Annotated in this window: 17 protein-coding genes; 6 read left to right on the plus strand and 11 right to left on the minus strand. The window is 69.3% G+C overall.

Features of this window, described 5'->3' with window-relative positions:
• Position 1 precedes the first annotated feature (1 nt).
• The 4 genes from ACOQFR_RS13195 to dapB form a co-directional block, all read right to left on the minus strand.
• Positions 2-1,420, minus strand: a complete 1,419-nt coding sequence (locus tag ACOQFR_RS13195) for a hypothetical protein (protein ID WP_421382624.1) — start codon at positions 1,418-1,420, stop codon at positions 2-4.
• A 23-nt stretch (positions 1,421-1,443) separates the two neighbouring features.
• Positions 1,444-3,354, minus strand: a complete 1,911-nt coding sequence (locus tag ACOQFR_RS13200; RefSeq protein ID WP_421382626.1) for an alpha/beta hydrolase family protein — start codon at positions 3,352-3,354, stop codon at positions 1,444-1,446.
• A gap of 17 nt (positions 3,355-3,371) precedes the next feature.
• On the minus strand, positions 3,372-4,496 hold the full coding sequence (gene carA / locus ACOQFR_RS13205; protein WP_421382628.1) for a glutamine-hydrolyzing carbamoyl-phosphate synthase small subunit: 1,125 nt from the start codon (positions 4,494-4,496) through the stop codon (positions 3,372-3,374).
• Between the two features lie 154 nt (positions 4,497-4,650).
• The gene (gene dapB / locus ACOQFR_RS13210) at positions 4,651-5,385 is read right to left on the minus strand and encodes a 4-hydroxy-tetrahydrodipicolinate reductase (protein WP_421382630.1); all 735 of its coding nucleotides are present in this window, start codon (positions 5,383-5,385) and stop codon (positions 4,651-4,653) included.
• Positions 5,386-5,480: 95 nt separating this feature from the next.
• Here dapB and ACOQFR_RS13215 point away from each other — a divergent pair, with 95 nt between their 5' ends.
• Genes ACOQFR_RS13215 through ACOQFR_RS13225 form a run of 3 tightly spaced genes read left to right on the plus strand, consistent with a single transcriptional unit; the run spans position 5,481 to position 8,721 of the window.
• Positions 5,481-7,343: a CHASE2 domain-containing protein gene (locus tag ACOQFR_RS13215; protein ID WP_421382632.1), complete on the plus strand. Its 1,863-nt coding sequence runs from the start codon at positions 5,481-5,483 to the stop codon at positions 7,341-7,343.
• Complete coding sequence (locus ACOQFR_RS13220) at positions 7,340-7,876, plus strand: SH3 domain-containing protein (RefSeq protein ID WP_421382634.1); 537 nt, start codon at positions 7,340-7,342, stop codon at positions 7,874-7,876. Before ACOQFR_RS13215 ends, ACOQFR_RS13220 begins: the two co-directional genes overlap by 4 nt.
• Entirely contained in the window at positions 7,873-8,721 is an 849-nt protein-coding gene (locus tag ACOQFR_RS13225) for a M48 family metalloprotease (protein WP_421382636.1), read from the plus strand. Before ACOQFR_RS13220 ends, ACOQFR_RS13225 begins: the two co-directional genes overlap by 4 nt.
• 52 nt (positions 8,722-8,773) lie before the next feature.
• Here ACOQFR_RS13225 and dnaJ read toward each other — a convergent pair whose 3' ends face one another.
• The 4 genes from dnaJ to hrcA form a co-directional block, all read right to left on the minus strand.
• Entirely contained in the window at positions 8,774-9,895 is a 1,122-nt protein-coding gene (gene dnaJ / locus ACOQFR_RS13230; RefSeq protein ID WP_421382638.1) for a molecular chaperone DnaJ, read from the minus strand.
• A 107-nt stretch (positions 9,896-10,002) separates the two neighbouring features.
• Positions 10,003-11,928 (minus strand): molecular chaperone DnaK, encoded by a 1,926-nt coding sequence (dnaK, locus tag ACOQFR_RS13235; RefSeq protein ID WP_421382640.1) that lies wholly within the window; start codon positions 11,926-11,928, stop codon positions 10,003-10,005.
• Positions 11,929-12,022: 94 nt separating this feature from the next.
• Positions 12,023-12,526: a nucleotide exchange factor GrpE gene (grpE, locus tag ACOQFR_RS13240; protein WP_421382642.1), complete on the minus strand. Its 504-nt coding sequence runs from the start codon at positions 12,524-12,526 to the stop codon at positions 12,023-12,025.
• Positions 12,527-12,567: 41 nt separating this feature from the next.
• Positions 12,568-13,632 carry a heat-inducible transcriptional repressor HrcA gene (gene hrcA / locus ACOQFR_RS13245; protein ID WP_421382644.1) on the minus strand — a complete coding sequence of 355 codons (1,065 nt, stop codon included), beginning with the start codon at positions 13,630-13,632 and terminating at the stop codon, positions 12,568-12,570.
• A 160-nt stretch (positions 13,633-13,792) separates the two neighbouring features.
• On the opposite strand from hrcA, the gene recN reads away from it, so the two are divergent.
• On the plus strand, positions 13,793-15,466 hold the full coding sequence (recN, locus tag ACOQFR_RS13250; protein ID WP_421382646.1) for a DNA repair protein RecN: 1,674 nt from the start codon (positions 13,793-13,795) through the stop codon (positions 15,464-15,466).
• A gap of 148 nt (positions 15,467-15,614) precedes the next feature.
• Here recN and fur read toward each other — a convergent pair whose 3' ends face one another.
• Positions 15,615-16,022 carry a ferric iron uptake transcriptional regulator gene (fur, locus tag ACOQFR_RS13255; protein WP_421382647.1) on the minus strand — a complete coding sequence of 136 codons (408 nt, stop codon included), beginning with the start codon at positions 16,020-16,022 and terminating at the stop codon, positions 15,615-15,617.
• Between the two features lie 103 nt (positions 16,023-16,125).
• Here fur and ACOQFR_RS13260 point away from each other — a divergent pair, with 103 nt between their 5' ends.
• Positions 16,126-16,524 carry an outer membrane protein assembly factor BamE gene (locus ACOQFR_RS13260; RefSeq protein WP_421382649.1) on the plus strand — a complete coding sequence of 133 codons (399 nt, stop codon included), beginning with the start codon at positions 16,126-16,128 and terminating at the stop codon, positions 16,522-16,524.
• Here ACOQFR_RS13260 and ACOQFR_RS13265 read toward each other — a convergent pair.
• The gene (locus ACOQFR_RS13265) at positions 16,521-16,811 is read right to left on the minus strand and encodes an RnfH family protein (protein ID WP_421382651.1); all 291 of its coding nucleotides are present in this window, start codon (positions 16,809-16,811) and stop codon (positions 16,521-16,523) included. The genes ACOQFR_RS13260 and ACOQFR_RS13265 overlap by 4 nt on opposite strands.
• A gap of 2 nt (positions 16,812-16,813) precedes the next feature.
• On the minus strand, positions 16,814-17,239 hold the full coding sequence (locus ACOQFR_RS13270; protein WP_421382653.1) for a type II toxin-antitoxin system RatA family toxin: 426 nt from the start codon (positions 17,237-17,239) through the stop codon (positions 16,814-16,816).
• A gap of 70 nt (positions 17,240-17,309) precedes the next feature.
• Between ACOQFR_RS13270 and smpB the strand changes: the two genes are divergently transcribed.
• Positions 17,310-17,822 (plus strand): SsrA-binding protein SmpB, encoded by a 513-nt coding sequence (smpB, locus tag ACOQFR_RS13275; RefSeq protein WP_421382655.1) that lies wholly within the window; start codon positions 17,310-17,312, stop codon positions 17,820-17,822.
• Positions 17,823-17,961 lie beyond the last annotated feature (139 nt).

The following is a 17,961-nucleotide window of genomic DNA, read 5'->3' on the forward strand; positions in this document are numbered from 1 at the left end:
CTCAACCCGCGGGGGCGGCGCCGGCGGCCGTGGCCAACCGCACCTTGATCACGTTGTACTTGGGCAGGCTCAGCGGAAAACCGCCATCGGCGGCCGACAGCTTGAGCACGATGCTGAGCGAACTGGCGCCGGTGAGCACGCCACGGCGCACGCTGCCAAGGCTGGTCTCCACCTCGACCGTGTCGCCCACGTAGCCGGGCAGGTCGTCATAGGCAATCTCCTGCCCCGGCTTGACGCGGGCAGCCGGGCCCTCACCCGAGGCCTTCGCGGGCGCGGCATCACCCTCGACCTGGCTGGCCGCGGGCGCGGCTTCCGCCGAGGGCGGCGCGGTGCCGGTGGCATTGGCCGGGTCCACGGCAACGGCTCCGGGGATTGCGGCATCGGCGGGCGGCGGACCGGCCGCAACGAACGTGAGCGGCGCAACGAAGTCGTCGTTGTGCTTCACGGTGGCGTCGAAATAGAGCGGCAGGCTTTCCAGCGTCAGGCCGCGCATCTGCATCACCGGCCCCGGCCGCAGGGGACGGAAGGCAATGGCCAGCGTGCCGCCATCGCGAGAGAAGCCTTCGTAGGCTTGGGTCAGCGCAGCGCCGGGCACGCTGCCGCCCTGCGCGAATTCGGCGCGCACCGCCGCCAGGTGCGTGGCCAGGAACGCCGCCGTGTCCACGCCCAGCTTCTTCGCGCAGTAGGCATTGCGGGTGGCCACGAAGCCTTGGTCCAGAAGCGTGAACTGCGCCTGCTGGAAGTTGGCACTGGCCAGGCGGATGGCGTCGTCGCTGCCGGCAGGCATCATCAGCTGCACCTCACCCCCCACCGCCGCGGCACCCGCCGTATCGGTATCGAAGCGCAGCTTCAGCAGGCCGGTGCCGTCGTTGGTCATCACGAAAGCGAAGGTGCTGGACGCCTTGTCCAGGCCCAGCTGGTTGGCGACCGCGAGGTTCATGCCCGGCTCGCAGCCCGCCAGGTCGAAGGGGAAAAAGACGTGGCCGCCGACTCCAACTGATTCGCGGGCAGCCGCGTCACCCTCGATGCGGGCGTTCTCGAGCCGCAGGCCAAAGCGCGAGGGGATCTCATCCGGCACGCCCAGCAGGCTGCTGCGCACCAGCCACAGCAGGCCCGGCGTATGCAGCACCACGCGGTCGGCGGTGACGGTCAGCGCCGGCATCGGGCTGTTGACCTGGGGCCGCATGACCAGCTTGCGGAACCCGATGTCGCCATCCAGGCCCAGCACGGTGGTTCCGCGCTGGATGTCGACATAGGGACGCAGGCGGTCGAGCTGCTTGTCGACCGCGGCATCGGCCCGCCACCAGAGCAGGCCGTACAGCAGGGCCAGCGGCAGCACCAGACGGGTGAGCAGCCACAAGACCGCCCCGCCGGCTCCAGGGCCAGACTTCTTGCCGCGCTTGAGTGCCTTCGTGGCCATGGCGATGCTCGCTGGGGGTCAGGTCAGGGGGACGACGCGGGGGCGGCACCCGCCTTGGCGGTGTGCTTGTCCAGGAACTTCTCCAGCGCCGTGTAGAGGTCGACCTGGTTCTGGAAATCGTAGAAACCGTGGCCTTCCTTGTCCTCGACGATGGTCACTTCCGGCGGCTTGCCGGCTTCCTGCAGCTTCTTGAGCAGAAAGTCGTACTGCGAGATCGGCACGCGCGGATCCTTGGCGCCGTGCACCAGCATCACTGCGGCGCGGATGCGGTCCACGTTGAAGGCCGGAGACTGCGCCTGGCGGCCGGCCTCGGTGTCCGGGAACACGTCGCGCTGGTAGTTGCGGCCGTACTCGGACTCGGCCACGTCGCTGTCCTTCATCCACAGCGACATGCTGTACAGGCCCACGTAGCCGACGGCGCACTTGTACATGGCCGGCTCGCGCACCACGCTCTGCAACGCGGCGTAACCGCCGTAGGACGCGCCATAGGTGCAGATGCGGTTGCGGTCGGCGACACCTTCCTCGATCACCCAGTTCACGGCGTCGGTCATGTCGTCGATCATGGTGGTGCCCCAGTTGCGGTAGCCCTTGCCCTCGAAGGCATCACCGTAACCGCCCGAACCGCGGAAATTGATCTGCAGCACCGCATAACCCCGGTTGGCCAGGAACTGCACCTCGGGATTGAAGCCCCACTCGTCGCGCGGACCGTGCGGGCCGCCGTGCGGGTGCAGGATCAGCGGCAGGTTGCGGCCATCGCTGTTCTTGGGGATGGTGAGGTAACCGTGCAGCGTGGTGCCGTCGCGCGCGGTGACCGTGATCATCTCCATCGGCGACATCTGGTCGGGCTTGATCCACTCGCGCGCCGCCAGCAGGAACTGGGCCCGGCCGGTCTCGCGGTTGAACAGGTAGTACGAGCCCGGGTCCACGTCGCTGAAGGCGCGGAACAGCACCAGTTTGCCGTCGCGGCTGATGCCGTCGAAGCTGAGCGAATGCTGCGGGAAGGCGTTGATCAGGCCGGCGTAGGTCTTGGATTCCGGGTGGTCGCGGTTGATGAAGGTGTAGTTGGGCACGCCATCCATGAAGCGCACGGCCAGCAGGTCGCGCTCGTCGCTGCTGACCAGGTAGTCGTCCGGGCTGACGTTCTTGTTCTGCGCCAGCAGCGTGTCCTGGCCGCCTTCCGGGTTGGCCACGACGATGCGCGCGGGCTCGCCCTTGTCGCTGACCGAGAACAGCACGCGCTCGTTCTTGGCGTCGAAGCCCAGCGGCGTCCGGGTGGAGTCACCCAGGCGCGCACGGTTCATCTCCGACCAGCCGTCGCCGTTGCGGCGCAGGGTGACGCGCTCGCCGGTCTTCTCGATGCCCACCGCATAGCGCACCTTGCCCTCGTGGTCGAGGATGAAGCTGCCGAAGCGCAGCGGCGCGCTGGCCACCGTGGTGACGCGGCCGGTGTTGACGTTGAGCTTGGACAGGTAGGCCGAGTCGACCGAACGCGAGACCAGGATGTTGCTGGGATCTTCCCAAAGCTTGTCCTGGATGGTGTAGGTGCCGCCGTTGGGGATGTCGGCGCGCTTGGTGCCGTCCACGTTGGTGGCATACACGTCGGGCGTGCCCACGCGCTGGTCGAAGCGGCCGACCTTCTCGGACACGTACATGAAGAAGCGCTCGTCGTTCACCCAGCTGACCTGTTCGATGTGCTTCTTCGCGCCGTAGTCCCACTTGCCCACCAGGGACATGTCCTTGACCCGGAACGCCGCCAGCACGGTGCGGTCGCCCTGGGGCACCGACACGGTGATGAATTCGCCGGTGGGGGACAGGGAAACGTCGGTGAACTCGGCGTCCTTGAAGAAGTCGCCCAGCGGCACTTCGGTGGCCTGTACGGTGACGGTCGCGACCAGCGCGAGCGACAGGAGCAACAGCTTGCGGATGGGATTCATGCGTTATTTCCTGTCGGTCAGGGGGCGGACATCATCGAGACGAAACGATCGAACAGGCCGGCGACGTCGCGCGGCCCGGGGCTGGCTTCCGGGTGGCCCTGGAAGCTGAAGGCAGGCGCATCGGTCAGCTCGATGCCCTGGTTGGAGCCGTCGAACAGCGAGCGGTGGGTCACGCGCACGTTGGCGGGCAGCGTGGCCTCGTCCACCGCGAAGCCGTGGTTCTGGCTGGTGATCATCACGCGCTGGGTGTCGAGATCGATCACCGGGTGGTTGGCGCCGTGGTGGCCGAACTTCATCTTCAGCGTCTGCGCGCCGGCGGCCAGGCCCAGCAATTGATGGCCCAGGCAGATGCCGAACACCGGAACACGCGCGGCCAGGATCTCGCGGATGGCGGCGATGGCGTAGTCGCAGGGCGCCGGGTCGCCCGGGCCGTTGGACAGGAACACGCCGTCGGGCTTCTCGGCCAGCACCTGCGCGGCCGGCGTCTGCGCCGGCACCACGGTGACGCGGCAGCCACGCTCGGCCAGCATGCGCAGGATGTTGCGCTTCACGCCGAAGTCGTAGGCCACCACGTGGAAGCGCGCTTCGACCCGCGCGAACTCGTTGCGGTCCAGGTCCAGCGAGCCTTCGGTCCAGCTGTAGCGCTCGCGCGTGCAGACTTCCTTGGCCAGGTCCATGCCCTTGAGGCCGGGGAACTTGCGCGCGGCCTCGATGGCCATGTCGGCGTCGATGCCCTCGCCGGCCACCAGGCAGCCATTCTGGGCGCCGCGGTCGCGCAGCAGGCGGGTCAGCTTGCGGGTGTCGATGCCGGCAATGGCGACCACGCCGCGCGCGGCCAGCCATTCGGGCAGGGCCACCTGGCTGCGCCAGTTGCTGGGGCGACGCGGCACGTCGCGCACGATCAGGCCGGCGGCCCAGACGCGCTCGGCCTCGTCGTCCTGTGCGGTGAAGCCGGTGTTGCCGATGTGCGGATAGGTCAGCGTGACCATCTGCCGGGCATACGAGGGATCGGTCAGGATTTCCTGGTAGCCGGTCATGGCGGTGTTGAACACCACCTCGCCGACGCTCATTCCAGGCGCGCCGACGGAAACGCCCTCGAACACGGTGCCGTCTTCGAGCGCGAGCATTGCAGGTTGGGTCACGGGCGATCGCCTTGCGATGGGGGAACCCGGTTCGCTGGGTGTGCGAGCACCCGCGGACAGGGCGAAACCGTGTCCGTACGGGTGAGGGTTCAGGCGAGCCGGAATTTTAGCGACCTCGCCCGCAAAAGGGAAACGCCGCGACGCGACCGGGGCCTCAGGCCGGCTCGCGATCCAGCAGCAGGCGGCCCAGGTCGCAGCGCCCGGGACCGCGCCCGGCCAGCCGCAGCGCGGCTTCCAGCGCGCCGCGGGCGAAAATGTCCCGGTTGGTGGCGCGGTGCACCAGCTCCAGGCGTTCACCGGGGCCACTGAGCTGCACCGTGTGTTCGCCCACGATGTCGCCGGCGCGCAGGCTGGCATAGTGCGGCCCACGTCCCCGCCCCGCTTCCACCGCAGCCCCGAGGTGCAGGGCCGTGCCCGAGGGCGCGTCCTTCTTGTGCACGTGGTGCGCCTCCACCACGTCGGCATCCCAGCCCGGCAAGGCCGCGGCGGCCTGGCGCACCAGTTCGGCCAGCACCGCCACGCCCAGGCTGAAGTTGGCGGCCCACAGCACCGGGATGCGGGCCGCGGCCGCATCCAGCGCGGCCCGCTGGCGGTCGGCCAGGCCGGTGGTGCCGCTGACCAGGGCACTGCGCCGGGCCAGGCATTGTTCCAGCACGCCATTGAAGGCCTCAGGCAGGCTGAAGTCGATCGCCACGTCGTACGCGGGCGCCTGGTCCATTCGCGACGACGGCAGCACCGGGCAATCGCCGGCTTCGGCGATCGGCTCACCGCGGGCGCTGACGGCCGCGACGACCGTCAGCCGCGGATCCTGCGCCGCCAGCCGCAGCAGGGCACGGCCCATGCGGCCGCTGGCACCGTGGATCAGGAGACGGGTGGATTGGTCGGTCATCGCCGAACGCTATCGGAAACCAGTCCGGGCTGGCAAACGGCTAGACTCGCCCCGACGCCCGAGGGCCCTGCCCCGGCCCGCCCGCACGAGGGTCCATGAGCCAAGCCAAGCCTGCGCCGCTACGCCTGCCCCTGCTGGCCCTGCTGCTGATCGCCGCCACCTTGTGGCTGGCCGGCGGCCTGGACCGCGCCGACAACGCCGTGTCGGACCAGCTGCTGGTACAGCACGCCGCCTCGCGCACCACGCCCGACGACATCGTGCTGGTGGCCATCGACCAGAAGAGTCTGGAAGACCTGCGCGAACTCGCCGGCGCGTGGCCCTGGCCGCGCTCGATCCACGCCGAACTGATCGACCTGCTGGCGGCGCACGAACCGCACGCCGTGGTGTTCGACGTGCTGTTCAACGAAGCCGACACCGTGCAGGCCGACAGCGACCTCGCCTTCCGCGACGTCGTGCTGGGCCAGGACAACCTGTTCTTCGCCACCCAGCGCATGCCCGATGGGCTGCCCACCCCGATGGACAAGCTGCCGCCATCCCTCGGCATCACGCGCGTGGACGGTGGCCAGGACGCCCCCATCACGCTGCTGCTGCCGCTGGTGCTGGATCCGCGCAGCTGGCAGGGAGGGCTCATCAACTTCGAGGCGGACACCGACGGACGGGGCCGCCATGCGCCCTTGTGGACGGACATCGGCGGCTGGAGGCTTCCCGGCATGTCGGCCACGGTCGCCCGCCATGCCGGCGCCACCCTGCCCGACCAGCGCCGCATCCGCCTGAACTGGTACGGCCAGCCGCCGCGCACGATTTCCTACAGCGACCTGTTCAACGACCTGGGCGAGGCCGAACCGAAGATCGCGCCCTCGCTGCGCGGCAAGACGCTCTTCATCGGCGCCACCGCCACCGGCCTCAACGACATGCGCCCGACTCCCCTGGGCACCCAGACCCACGGCGTGCTGGTGATCACCACCGGCGTGGCCAACCTGCGCGCCGGCGACTGGCTGCGCGAACGGCCCGCGCGCTGGCCGCTGGCGATCGTGCTGTGCGCGGCGCTGGTGCTGGGCTTCCGCCGGCGCCGCAGCCCGCTGCGGCTGGGCATCGGCCTGGCGGTGGCCAGCCTGGTGCTGCTGGCCGGCGAGTACCTCGCACTGAGCGCCAATCAATACGTGCCCGTGGCGGCCGCCCTGCTGCTGGCCTGGACCACGTATGGCCTGTTCACGCTGCAGGCGCAGTGGCTGGACCGCCAGGAGCGCGAGGCCACGGTGGGCATCTTCGGCCGCTTCCTGGACCCCCGCGTGGTCGAAAGCCTGGTCGAGGCCGGCGAACTCAACCGCGACCAGAAGCCGGTGGCGCGCGAAATCACCATTCTGTTCTCCGACATCCGCGGCTTCACCACCTTGTCGGAGACGCGCACGCCGGAACAGGTGGTCGACCTGCTCAACCGCTACTTCAGCCGCCAGGTGGACGTGATCTTCAGCAACGGCGGCACCCTGGACAAGTTCATCGGCGATGCGGTGATGGCCTTCTGGAACGCACCCACCGACATCCCCGACCACGCCGAGCGGGCGGTGGCGGCGGCGATCGGCATGACCGAGGCCCTGGATGCCTTCAAGCGCGACCTGCTGGCGCGCGGCGAGGGCCTGGGCGATTTCGATGTCGGCATCGGCCTGCATACCGGGCCCGCCGTGGTCGGCTTCCTTGGCAGCGACTCGCGGATGGAGTACACCGCCATTGGCGACACCGTGAACCTGGGCAGCCGGATCGAAAGCGCCACCAAGGGCGTGGCCCGGGTGCTGGTGTCGGACGCCACGCGGGCCGCTTGCGGCCCCGGTTCCCGTTTCCATTTCGAGCACCGGGGCGAATTCCACGTCAAGGGGCGCGAACAACCGGTGCACCTGTACGAACCCATGCTGCAAGCTGCACGAACCCCAGACGCTGCAAACAACGCGGAGCAAACGCAATGAGACAGCCCACCCTTCCCCGACCGCCCCGCCGACGCGTGATCGCGCTGGCGCTGGTGGCGGCTCTCGCCGGCGGCGCCGTGCTGGCCGAGTCCGGCACCGTGCTCAAGGACACGCCCCTGCGCAGCGAGCCCATGAATTCCGCCAGCCAGGTCGCCCAGCTCAAGGCCAAGCAGACCGTCGAGATCACCGCGCGGCAAGGCGCCTGGGCCAGCGTGAAGACCCCCACGGGCGAGGAAGGCTGGGCCCGCATCCTCACCCTCCGCACCGGCTCCGGCGCCGCCGCCTCGGCCGACGCCAGCCAGATCGCTTCGGTGTTCCGCACCGGCTCCAGCGGCGCCAGCGTCAGTACCGGCGTCAAGGGCCTGTCGGCCGACGAACTGATGAGCGCATCGGCCAACTACCAGGACGTGGCCCTGCTCGACAGTTACGCCGTGAGCAGCGACGCCGCCCGCCAGTTCGCTGGCCAGGTGCCGCTGGCCAACCAGCAGGTGCCCTACCTGCCCGAACCGCGTGCCGGCCGGAGGCAGCGATGAACAGCAAACTTTCCCTGCTTGCCGCCAGCCTGGTGCTGGTGCTGGCCGCCCCGTCCGCGCAGTCCTTTGGACGCCTGGGTGATGCCGAAGGCCTGCTCAAGTTCGGCGAGCGCGCCGCCAAGGCCAACCAGGAAATCACCCAGGAAGAAGAAATCGAACTGGGCCGCGGCATCGCCGCCAACGTGCTGGGCGCCGCGCCACTGGTGCGCGACGAGCAGCTGCAGCGCTACGTCAACCAGGTCGGCCTGTGGCTGGCGATGCAGACCGAGCGTCCCGACCTGCCCTGGCGCTTCGGCGTGATCGACAGCTCCGACGTCAACGCCTTTGCCCTGCCGGGCGGCACCGTGCTGATCACCGCCGGCCTGTACGACCGCCTGCGCGACGAGGCCGAGCTGGCCAGCGTGCTCGGCCACGAAATCGCGCACGTGGTGCAGAAGCACCAGGTGAAGGCGATCAAGAAGGCCATGGGCCGCGAGTTCGCCACCGAGATCGCCGGCGAAGTGGCTGGCCAGAGCGACAACGAGCTGGTGCGTCGCTTCGGCGACAAGGCCTTCAAGGCCGGCACCGAGATCCTGGCGCGCGGCCTGGACAAGCAGGACGAGTACGACGCCGACCAGCGCGGCATGGTCATCGCGGCGCGCGCCGGCTACAACCCGTTCGGCCTGGCCGGCGTGCTGCAGACCCTGGACTCGGCCAGCGCGTCCGACAAGTCGGTGGCGCTGCTGTTCTCCACGCATCCCACGCCGGCCAGCCGGCTGGAGCGCCTGGAAGCCGGCGTGGGCGAGCGGCTGGACGCTTATGCCGGGGCGCCGGCGCCGGGGCGGCTGTACCGGCCGAAGAAGTAGGCGCGGTTGTCGCGCATGAAAAAGCCCGGCTTCGGCCGGGCTTTTTTTTGGGTCAGGACGTCATGCGGTCCCAGAACGCCTTCACTCCATCCAGGAACCCGCTGGACCGCGGCGAATGCCGCGCGCCCTCGCCTTCGAACGTGGCTTCGAATTCCTTGAGCAGCTCGCGCTGGCGCGCCGTCAGGTTCACCGGCGTTTCCACCACCACGCGGCACAGCAGGTCGCCGTGGCCGTGGCTGCGCACGGACTTGACGCCCTTGCCGCGCAGGCGGAACTGCTTGCCGGTCTGGGTTTCCAGCGGCACCTTGATCAGCGCCTCGCCGTCGAGCGTGGGCACCACGATGTCGGCGCCCAGCGCGGCCTGCGAAAAGCGCACCGGCACTTCGCAATACAAGTCGTTGCCGTCGCGCTGGAAGATCGGGTGCTCCAGCACGCTCACTTCCACGTACAGGTCGCCGGCGGGAGCGCCGGGAGGACCCGCCTCGCCTTCGCCGCTGAGCCGGATGCGGTCGCCGTTGTCCACGCCGGCCGGGATCTTGACCTGAAGCACCTTCTCTTCCTGCACGCGGCCGTTGCCGTGGCAGGCCTTGCAGGGTTTGGCGATGGTCTTGCCGCGGCCGCCGCAGGTCGGGCAGGTCTGCTGCACGGCGAAGATGCCGCGCTGCATGCGCACCTGGCCGTGGCCGGCGCAGGTCTTGCAGGTGTCGACCTTGCGGTCCTCGGCGCCGGTGCCGTCGCAGGTCTTGCAGGCCACCAGGCTGGGCACCTCGATGCGCTTCTCGATGCCGAACACCGCCTCTTCCAGGTCCAGCTCGACCACGAAGCGCAGGTCGGCGCCGCGGCGCGGCGCGCGCTGGCGGCCGCCGCCGAAGATGTCGCCGAAGATGTCGCCGAAGATGTCGTTGACGTCGCCGAAGCCGGCGCCGCCGTTGCCGCCGCCCATGCCGTGCTCGAAGGCGCGGTGGCCGTGCTGGTCGTACATGCGGCGCTTGCCGCCGTCGGACAGCACTTCGTAGGCCTCCTTGGCCTCCTTGAAGCTGGCCTCGGCGTTCTTGTCGTCCGGGTTGCGGTCCGGATGGTGCTTCTGGGCAGCGCGCCGGTAAGCCTTCTTCAGCTCGTCCTCGGTCGCGGTGCGCGACACGCCCAGCACTTCGTAATAGTCACGCTTGCTCATGCGGAATTCCGGTCATCCCCTGATAGCAAAACGCCCGCGCCCACCGGGGCCTCCGGTCCGACGCGGGCTGCAGCCCGGCGCGCGCAGGCGCGCGCCGGTCAACGCACTTACTTGCGGTCGTCGTCCTTGACCTCGGTGAACTCCGCGTCCACCACGTCGTCGGCCTTGCCCGCCGCCGGACCGTCCTGGCCCGCGTCCTGCGCGCCCGGCTGGTTGCCGCCGGCCGCCGCCGCGTAAAGCGACTGGGCCGCGGTCTGCAGGGCCGCCGTGCGCGACTCGATCTGGGCCTTGTCGTCGCCCTTCATCGCGGTCTCGAGCTCGGACAGCGCCGACTCGATGCCGGCCAGGGTCTCGCCCGGCACCTTGCTGCCGTGCTCGTTGATCGCGCTGCGGGTGGTGTGGATCAGGCCGTCGGCCGCGTTGCGCGCGGTGACCAGCTCATGGAACTTCTTGTCTTCCTCGCGGTGCGTCTCGGCGTCGCGGACCATCTGCGCGATCTCTTCCTCGCTCAAGCCCGAACCGGCCTTGATCTCGACCTTCTGCTCCTTGCCGGTCTTCTTGTCCTTGGCGCTGACGTGCAGGATGCCGTTGGCGTCGATGTCGAAGGACACCTCCACCTGCGGCATGCCGCGCGGCGCGGCATCGATGCCGGACAGGTCGAACTTGGCGAGGGACTTGTTGAAGCGGGCCTGCTCGCGCTCGCCCTGCAGCACGTGCACCGTCACCGCGGACTGGTTGTCCTCGGCGGTGGAGAAGGTCTGCGAGGCCTTGGTGGGGATGGTGGTGTTCTTCTCGATGATCTTGGTCATCACGCCGCCCAGGGTTTCGATGCCCAGGCTGAGCGGGGTGACGTCGAGCAGCAGCACGTCCTTCACGGTGCCGGCCAGCACGCCGCCCTGGATGGCGGCGCCGACGGCGACGGCCTCGTCCGGGTTGACGTCCTTGCGCGGCTCCTTGCCGAAGAACTCGGCCACGGCCGCCTGCACCTTGGGCATGCGGGTCTGGCCGCCGACCAGGATCACTTCGGCGATGTCGCTGGCGCGCAGGCCGGCGTCATTGAGCGCGATGCGGCAGGGTTCGATGGTCTTCTTGATCAGGTCGTCCACCAGCGCCTCGAGCTTGGCGCGGGTGAGCTTGATGTTCAGGTGCTTGGGGCCCGAGGCGTCGGCCGTCACGTACGGCAGGTTCACTTCGGTCTGCTGGTTGGACGAGAGCTCGATCTTGGCGCGCTCGGCCGCGTCCTTCAGGCGCTGCAGGGCCAGCGGGTCCTTGCGCAGGTCGATGCCCTGCTCCTTGTTGAACTCGTCCACGAGGTAGTCGATGACGCGCTTGTCGAAGTCTTCGCCGCCCAGGAAGGTATCGCCGTTGGTGGCCAGCACTTCGAACTGCTTCTCGCCGTCGATCTCGGCGATCTCGATGATGGACACGTCGAAGGTGCCGCCGCCGAGGTCGTACACGGCCAGCTTGCGGTCGCCGCCCTTCTTGTCCATGCCGTAGGCCAGCGCGGCCGCGGTGGGCTCGTTGATGATGCGCTTGACGTCCAGGCCGGCGATGCGGCCCGCGTCCTTGGTGGCCTGGCGCTGGCTGTCGTTGAAGTAGGCCGGCACCGTGATCACGGCTTCGGTCACCGCTTCGCCCAGGTAGGCTTCGGCGGTCTTCTTCATCTTCTCCAGGATGCGCGCGGAGATTTCCTGCGGCGACATTGCCTTGCCGTCGCTGGTCTTGACCCAGGCGTCGCCGTTGTCGTGCGCGACAATGCCGTAGGACACCAGGTCCAGGTCCTTCTTGACTTCGGCGTCGGTGAACTTGCGGCCGATCAGGCGCTTCACCGCGTAGAAGGTGTTCTTGGGGTTGGTGACGGCCTGGCGCTTGGCCGAGGCGCCCACGATCACTTCGCCGTCCTTGGTGAAGGCGACGATGGACGGCGTGGTGCGGTCGCCCTCGGAGTTCTCGATGACCTTGGCCACGCCGCCTTCCATCACGGAAACGCAGCTGTTGGTGGTACCCAGGTCGATGCCGATGATCTTGCCCATGTGTGTGCTCCCTCGGATTTCTAAGTCTGGCGGCGTAGGCCGCGGATGGTTCTAAAGTGGGGTTGGGGGGCCCTGCTTCAAGGCCCGGGCGACGCTATTCGGCGGCGACCACGACCAGGGCCGGGCGCAGCAGGCGATCGTTCAGGGCGTAGCCCTTCTGGAACACCTGCACCACGCTGCCCACGGCCGCGCCGGGCGCGGCGACCTGGCTGATGGCCTGGTGCCACTCGGGGTCGAAGGCCTGGCCGACCGGGTCGACCTGGACCATGCCGTTGTCGGCGCCGACCTTGAGCAGCTGGCGCAGGGTCAGCTCCAGGCCGTCCTTGAGCGGGCCGGACTCGGCATTGGCCGCCGCCAGCCCGGCCTCGAGGCTGTCGAGCACCGGCAGCAGCTGCGAGAGCAGCTTTTCGTTGGCGAAACGGCGGGCCTGGTCGACGTCGCGGGCCAGGCGCTTGCGCTGGTTGTCGAGCTCGGCGCGCTCGCGCAGGGCTTCCTCGCGCAGGCTGGCCATGGCGGTGCGCAGCTGCTCGAGCTCGTTGTCCAGGCCGTAGTCGTCTTCGGGCGACGGGGCGCCCGGGGTGGGTTGTTCGCTGTGCATGGTCTTCCAGTGGCTGCCCCGTCCCCCGGGGTTCGACAGCCTTATGGGGCCGGGCTGGAGGGTTTCAAGGCGCCGGGGTCGAGCGCGGCGCCCAGCAGGTCGGCCGTGGCCTGCACCATCGGAATCACCCGGTCGTAGGCCATGCGGGTGGGGCCGATGACGCCCAGCACGCCCAGCACGCGGCCGTTGGCGCCGTAGGGCGCGGTGACCACGGTACAGGCGTCCAGCGGGGCCAGGCCGGTTTCCTCGCCGATGAACACCCGCACGCCGGGGGCGTGGATGGTGCGCTCGAGCAGCTGCAGGATCTCGCGCTTGCGGGAAAAGGCCTCGAACAGCTCGCGCAGGCGCTCGATGTCGGACAGGTCCTGGACCCCCATCAGCTTGGTTTGGCCGGTCAGCAGCATGTCGTCCTGGCCACCGGCGCCGTCGCCCAGGGCCTGTTCGGACAGCTCCACCGCGGCCGACAGCAGCCGCTCCATTTCGCTGCGGGTGTCGCGCAGCTCGCGCAGCAGGGCGGCGCGGATCTCGTGCAGGGGGCGGCCGGCGAAGTGGGTGTTGAGGAAGTTGGCGGTCTGCTCCAGCTCCGACGGGGTGTAGGGCCGACGCGGCGTGACGATGCGGTTCTGCACTTCGTTGTCGGTGAACACCAGGATCACCAGCACGCGCTGGGCGTCCAGGGCCACGAAGTCGATGTGCCGGAAGGCGAACTGGCCGCGCTGGGGCACGGTGACCACGCCGACGAACTGGCTCATGGCCGACAGCAGCTCGCTGGTGTTCGACAGCAGGGCCTGCGTGCCGGCGCCGGCCGCCAGGTTGGCGCGCATCTGCGACACCTGCGCCTCCTGCACCGGCTTGACCTGCAGCAGGCTGTCCACGAACACCCGGTAGCCCTGGGCCGTGGGCACCCGACCGGCCGAGGCGTGCGGCGCCGCCAGCAGCCCGATTTCCTCCAGGTCGGCCAGGATGTTGCGGATGGTCGCCGGGCTCACGTCCAGGCCCGAGCTGCGGGCCAGGGTGCGCGAACCCACCGGCTCGCCGTCGCGGATGTGCTGCGAGATCAGGGTGCGCAGCAGGCTGCGGGCGCGCGGGTCGAGGCTGAGTTCCATGCGTCATAGATAAGGCCCGCGGCCGCCCCGCGCAAGGCACGCGAGCGTGGCCCCTGCCCGGCCCGCGCCGCTTTCCTACCCGTTGCCGCCCCGGCCTCGGATGGACGGCCTCGCCCGGGGCAGCGAAACCTGCCTGCTTTCAGGCAAAATCGCCCGGCCCATGATCAGCCACCTCACGCTCAAGGATTTCGCCGTCGTCAGCACCGCCGAACTGGCCTTCGGGCCCGGCATGACCGTGGTTTCCGGCGAGACCGGCGCCGGCAAGTCGCTGCTGGTGGACGCCCTGATGTGGCTCACCGGCGCCCGCGCCGATGCCGGCATCGTGCGCCATGGCGCCGAACGGGCCGAGCTGGCCGCCGAATTCCGCCTGCACGACGCGCCCGCCGCCCTGGCCTGGCTGCGCGAACACGAGCTCGAGGACGAGGACGGCTGCCAGCTGCGCCGCGTGATCCGCGCCGACGGCGGCTCGCGCGCCTGGATCAACGGCCGCCCGGCCACCCTGGGCCAGCTTTCGGAACTGGGCGCCATGCTGGTGGAGATCCACGGCCAGCACGAACACCAGGCTCTGCTCGACCGCGGCCAGCAGCTGGCCCTGCTCGATGCCTTCGGCCGCCACGAAGCCGCCCAGGCCGAGGTGCGCGACCTGGCCCTGCGCTGGGCCGGCATCGACCGCCAGCTGGCCGAACTGGCCCGCGCCGGCGACGTCGGCGAGCGCGTGTCCTGGCTGCAGCACCAGGTGGACGAACTGGCCCGGGAAAGCCTGGACGGCAGCGATGTCGAGGACCTGCTGGCGGCGCATCGGCGCCAGGCCAACGCCGCCGGCCTGCTGCAGGGCTGCGAATCGGCCCTGGCCCGGCTGGCCGGCGAGGACGGCCTGTCCCTGGGCCGCGCCCTGCACCAGCTGGTGGCCGAGCTTTCGCGCCTTAGCGCCGACGAGCCGCGCCTGGCCGAAGTGGTGTCGCTGATCGAATCGGCCGACATCCAGCTGTCCGAGGCCAGCGCGGGCCTTGAGCGCATCCGCGATGATTTCGACCTCGACCCCGGCCGGCTGCAGCAGCTTGAGGATCGCCTGTCGCGCCTGCACGACCTGGCCCGCAAGCATCGCGTGCCGATGGAAGGCCTGGCCGCCCGCCGCGATGCGCTGCAGGCCGAGCTGGAGGGCCTGAGCGGAGCCAGCGAGCGCGGCGAGGCGCTGGCGCGCGAGCTGGCCGCCGCCGCCAAGGCCTGGCAGCTCGCGGCCGCGCGCCTGTCGCAGGCCCGCACGCAGGCGGGCCAGGCCCTGGGCCAGGCCGTGGTCAGCCTGATGTCGGAGCTGGGCATGGGCGGCGGTGAATTCAGCGTGGCCCTGGAACCGCTGGACACCACCCGTCCCACGCCGCAGGGTGCCGAGCGCTGCGAATTCCTGGTGTCGGCCAACCCCGGCCAGCCGGCGCGGGCGCTGCGCAAGGTCGCCTCGGGCGGCGAACTGGCGCGCATCAGCCTGGCCATCGAAGTGGCGGCGCTGGGCCTGGACGCGGTGCCGACCATGGTCTTCGACGAAGTGGACACCGGCATCGGCGGCGCCGTGGCCGAGGTCGTGGGCCAGAAGCTGCGTGCCCTGGGCGCCGAGCGCCAGGTGCTGTGCGTCACCCACCTGCCCCAGGTCGCGGCCCAGGGGCACCATCATTTCCAGGTCAGCAAGGCCGTGGCCGGCGACAGCACCCACAGCGCGGTGCGCCCGCTGGACGACAAGGCCCGCGTCGAGGAACTGGCCCGCATGCTGGGCGGCGTGGAGATCACCCGCGAAGTCCGGGCCAATGCCCGTCAGATGCTGTCGCGCGCGCAGGAAAGATGATTTTTTTGCCGCAGATTTACGCGGACGAGCGCGGATAGAGCAAAAAAAGAAGGTTTGTCCCGGCGCCGAAAAGTCAGTCGGCACAGAGGACCAACTCAGCCCTCTGCTTCATCCGCGTTCATGCGCTCTTGTCCGCGTCTAAAAGCCCTTATTTCTTTTTCTTGGGCCGCACGTAAAGCACCAACGAGTGCTCTTCGATCACGTAGCCATGCTTGGCCGCGATCTCGTGCTGCAGGCGCTCGATTTCCGGGCTGGTGAACTCGATGACCTTGCCCGACTCCATGTCCACCATGTGGTCGTGGTGCTGGCCGCGGTCGAGTTCGTACACCGCCTGGCCGCCTTCGAAGTTGTGCTTGAGCACCAGGCCCGCGGCCTCGAACTGGGTGAGCACGCGGTACACCGTGGCCAGGCCGATGTCGTCGCCCTTGTCCAGCAGGTGGCGGTAGATGTCCTCGGCGGTGAGGTGCCGGGGGCTGGACGACTCGAGCACGTCCAGGATGCGGATTCGGGGGTGCGTGACCTTGAGGCCGGCCTTGCGCAGGTCCTGCGATTCCATCGATTCCTCCTGAATGCCGTCCATCGCGGCGTGGTCGGCGGCCGGCTGGCGGCTGCGGGCCTTAGTGTATCATCGGCCGGTCGCCGATCCGGATCACCCCGCAATGCGCAAGGCTTTCATCCTTCTCGTCGCCGCCCTGCTGATGACCGGCTGCGGCATCATCTACCGGCAGCCCGTGTTCCAGGGCAACCTGCTGGAATCCAAGAACGTCGAGCAGCTCAAGGTCGGCCTCAGCCGTGCCCAGGTGCTCAGCCTGCTCGGCTCGCCGCCGGTGGCCGATCCTTTCCACCAGTCGCGCTGGGACTACGTGGCCACCGAGCGTCGCCGCGTCGGCGACACCGAGGTCAAGAACCTCACGCTGTGGTTCGAAGGTGAAACCCTGGCGCGCTGGGAAGGCGAATATTTCCCCGAGGCCGACAAGGCCCTGTCGGTGGAAATGCGCCGCTTCGGCAACATCGCGCGCGACAAGGACAAGCCGCGCCGTCCGCCCAGCGGCGGCTAAGGCTTCCCGGCACTCCGGGCGCGCTCACGGCGCGCCTGTTTGGGATCGGCCAGCAAGGGCCTGAGTATCTCCACCCGGTCGCCATCGTGCAGCGTGGTCTGCAGCGTGGCGCTGCGTCCGAACACCGCCAGCCGCGCCGGATCCACGTCCAGCCCCGGCACCTGCGCGCCCAGGTCGGCCAACGCCAGCGCATCGGCCACGGTGGCGCCCGCCGGCAGCTGCACCGCGACCCGCCAGCTGCGGTCGGGCAAGGCGTAGACCACTTCCACGGCCAGCATCGGCGCCATGCTCAGGCCCGGTCCGCCTCGCGGCAGAAATCGTCCACCATCTTGTCGGCCAGGCCCTGGAAGCCGACGGCCAAGGCCGTGCCCAGCACCACGCCGGCCACGTCGAAATCCAGCGACAGCGACACCTTGCAGGCGTCTTCGGCCAGGCTGTGGAACTGCCAGAGGCCGGTGAACTTGCGGAAGGGGCCCTCCACCAGCTTCAGCTCGATCCGGGTCGGCGCGCTGAGCGTGTTGCGCGTGGTGAAGCTGGTGCGCAGGCCGGCCACGGTGAGGTCGAGCCGGGCCAGCATGTGGGTGTCGGACGACTCCAGCACCTCGGCGTCCTCACACCAGGAAAACCGCGCCGGATAGGCCGCCACGTCGTTGACCAGGGTGTACATGCGCAGGGCGGAATGCCGGACCAGCGCGTGTCGGTGGATGCTCGTCATCGGGGAACCTGTGTCGGCGCCCTCCCCCAGCCGGCCCGCGATGGGCGACAATGCCCGCCAAGGAAGGATCATGTCCAAGAAGATCGAAAACAAGAATACCGGAAGCAGCAAGGACAAGGCGGCCAACAAGACCATCGCCCTGAACCGCAGCGCCCGCCACGACTACCACCTCGAGGACCGCTACGAGGCCGGCATCGCGCTGCAGGGCTGGGAGCTCAAGTCCATCCGCGCCGGCCGCATGAACATGGGCGACGCCTACGCGCTGGTGAAGGCCGGCGAGATCTTCCTGTTCGGCGCCCAGATCACGCCGCTGAGCCAGGCCTCCACGCACGTCATCGCCGACGACCGCCGCACCCGCAAGCTGCTGATGCACCGCCACGAGATCGACAAGCTGGTGGGCTACATCGAGCGCGAGGGCTACACGCTGATCCCCACGGCGGTGTACTGGAAGGGCAACAAGGTGAAGCTGGAGCTGGCCCTGGCCAAGGGCAAGCAGGCGCACGACAAGCGGCAGGCCAGCAAGGACCGGGACTGGCAGCGTGACAAGCAGCGCGTCATGCGCAAACACAACAAGGATGCGTAGTCAGATCGCATTCGCGAACTGACTACCCCACGATTCGCTGCGCGAATCGGGGGCCCCGGCTCACTCCTTCCGATCCACGCGCCTTTGGCGCGCCCCCTTACCAAGGGGAAGGTAACTCCAGCATTCGCTGAAGTTACCC

Origin of the sequence: Arenimonas sp. MALMAid1274 (assembly GCF_049195245.1) — a bacterium.
In the GTDB taxonomy this organism is placed as follows: domain Bacteria; phylum Pseudomonadota; class Gammaproteobacteria; order Xanthomonadales; family Xanthomonadaceae; genus Arenimonas.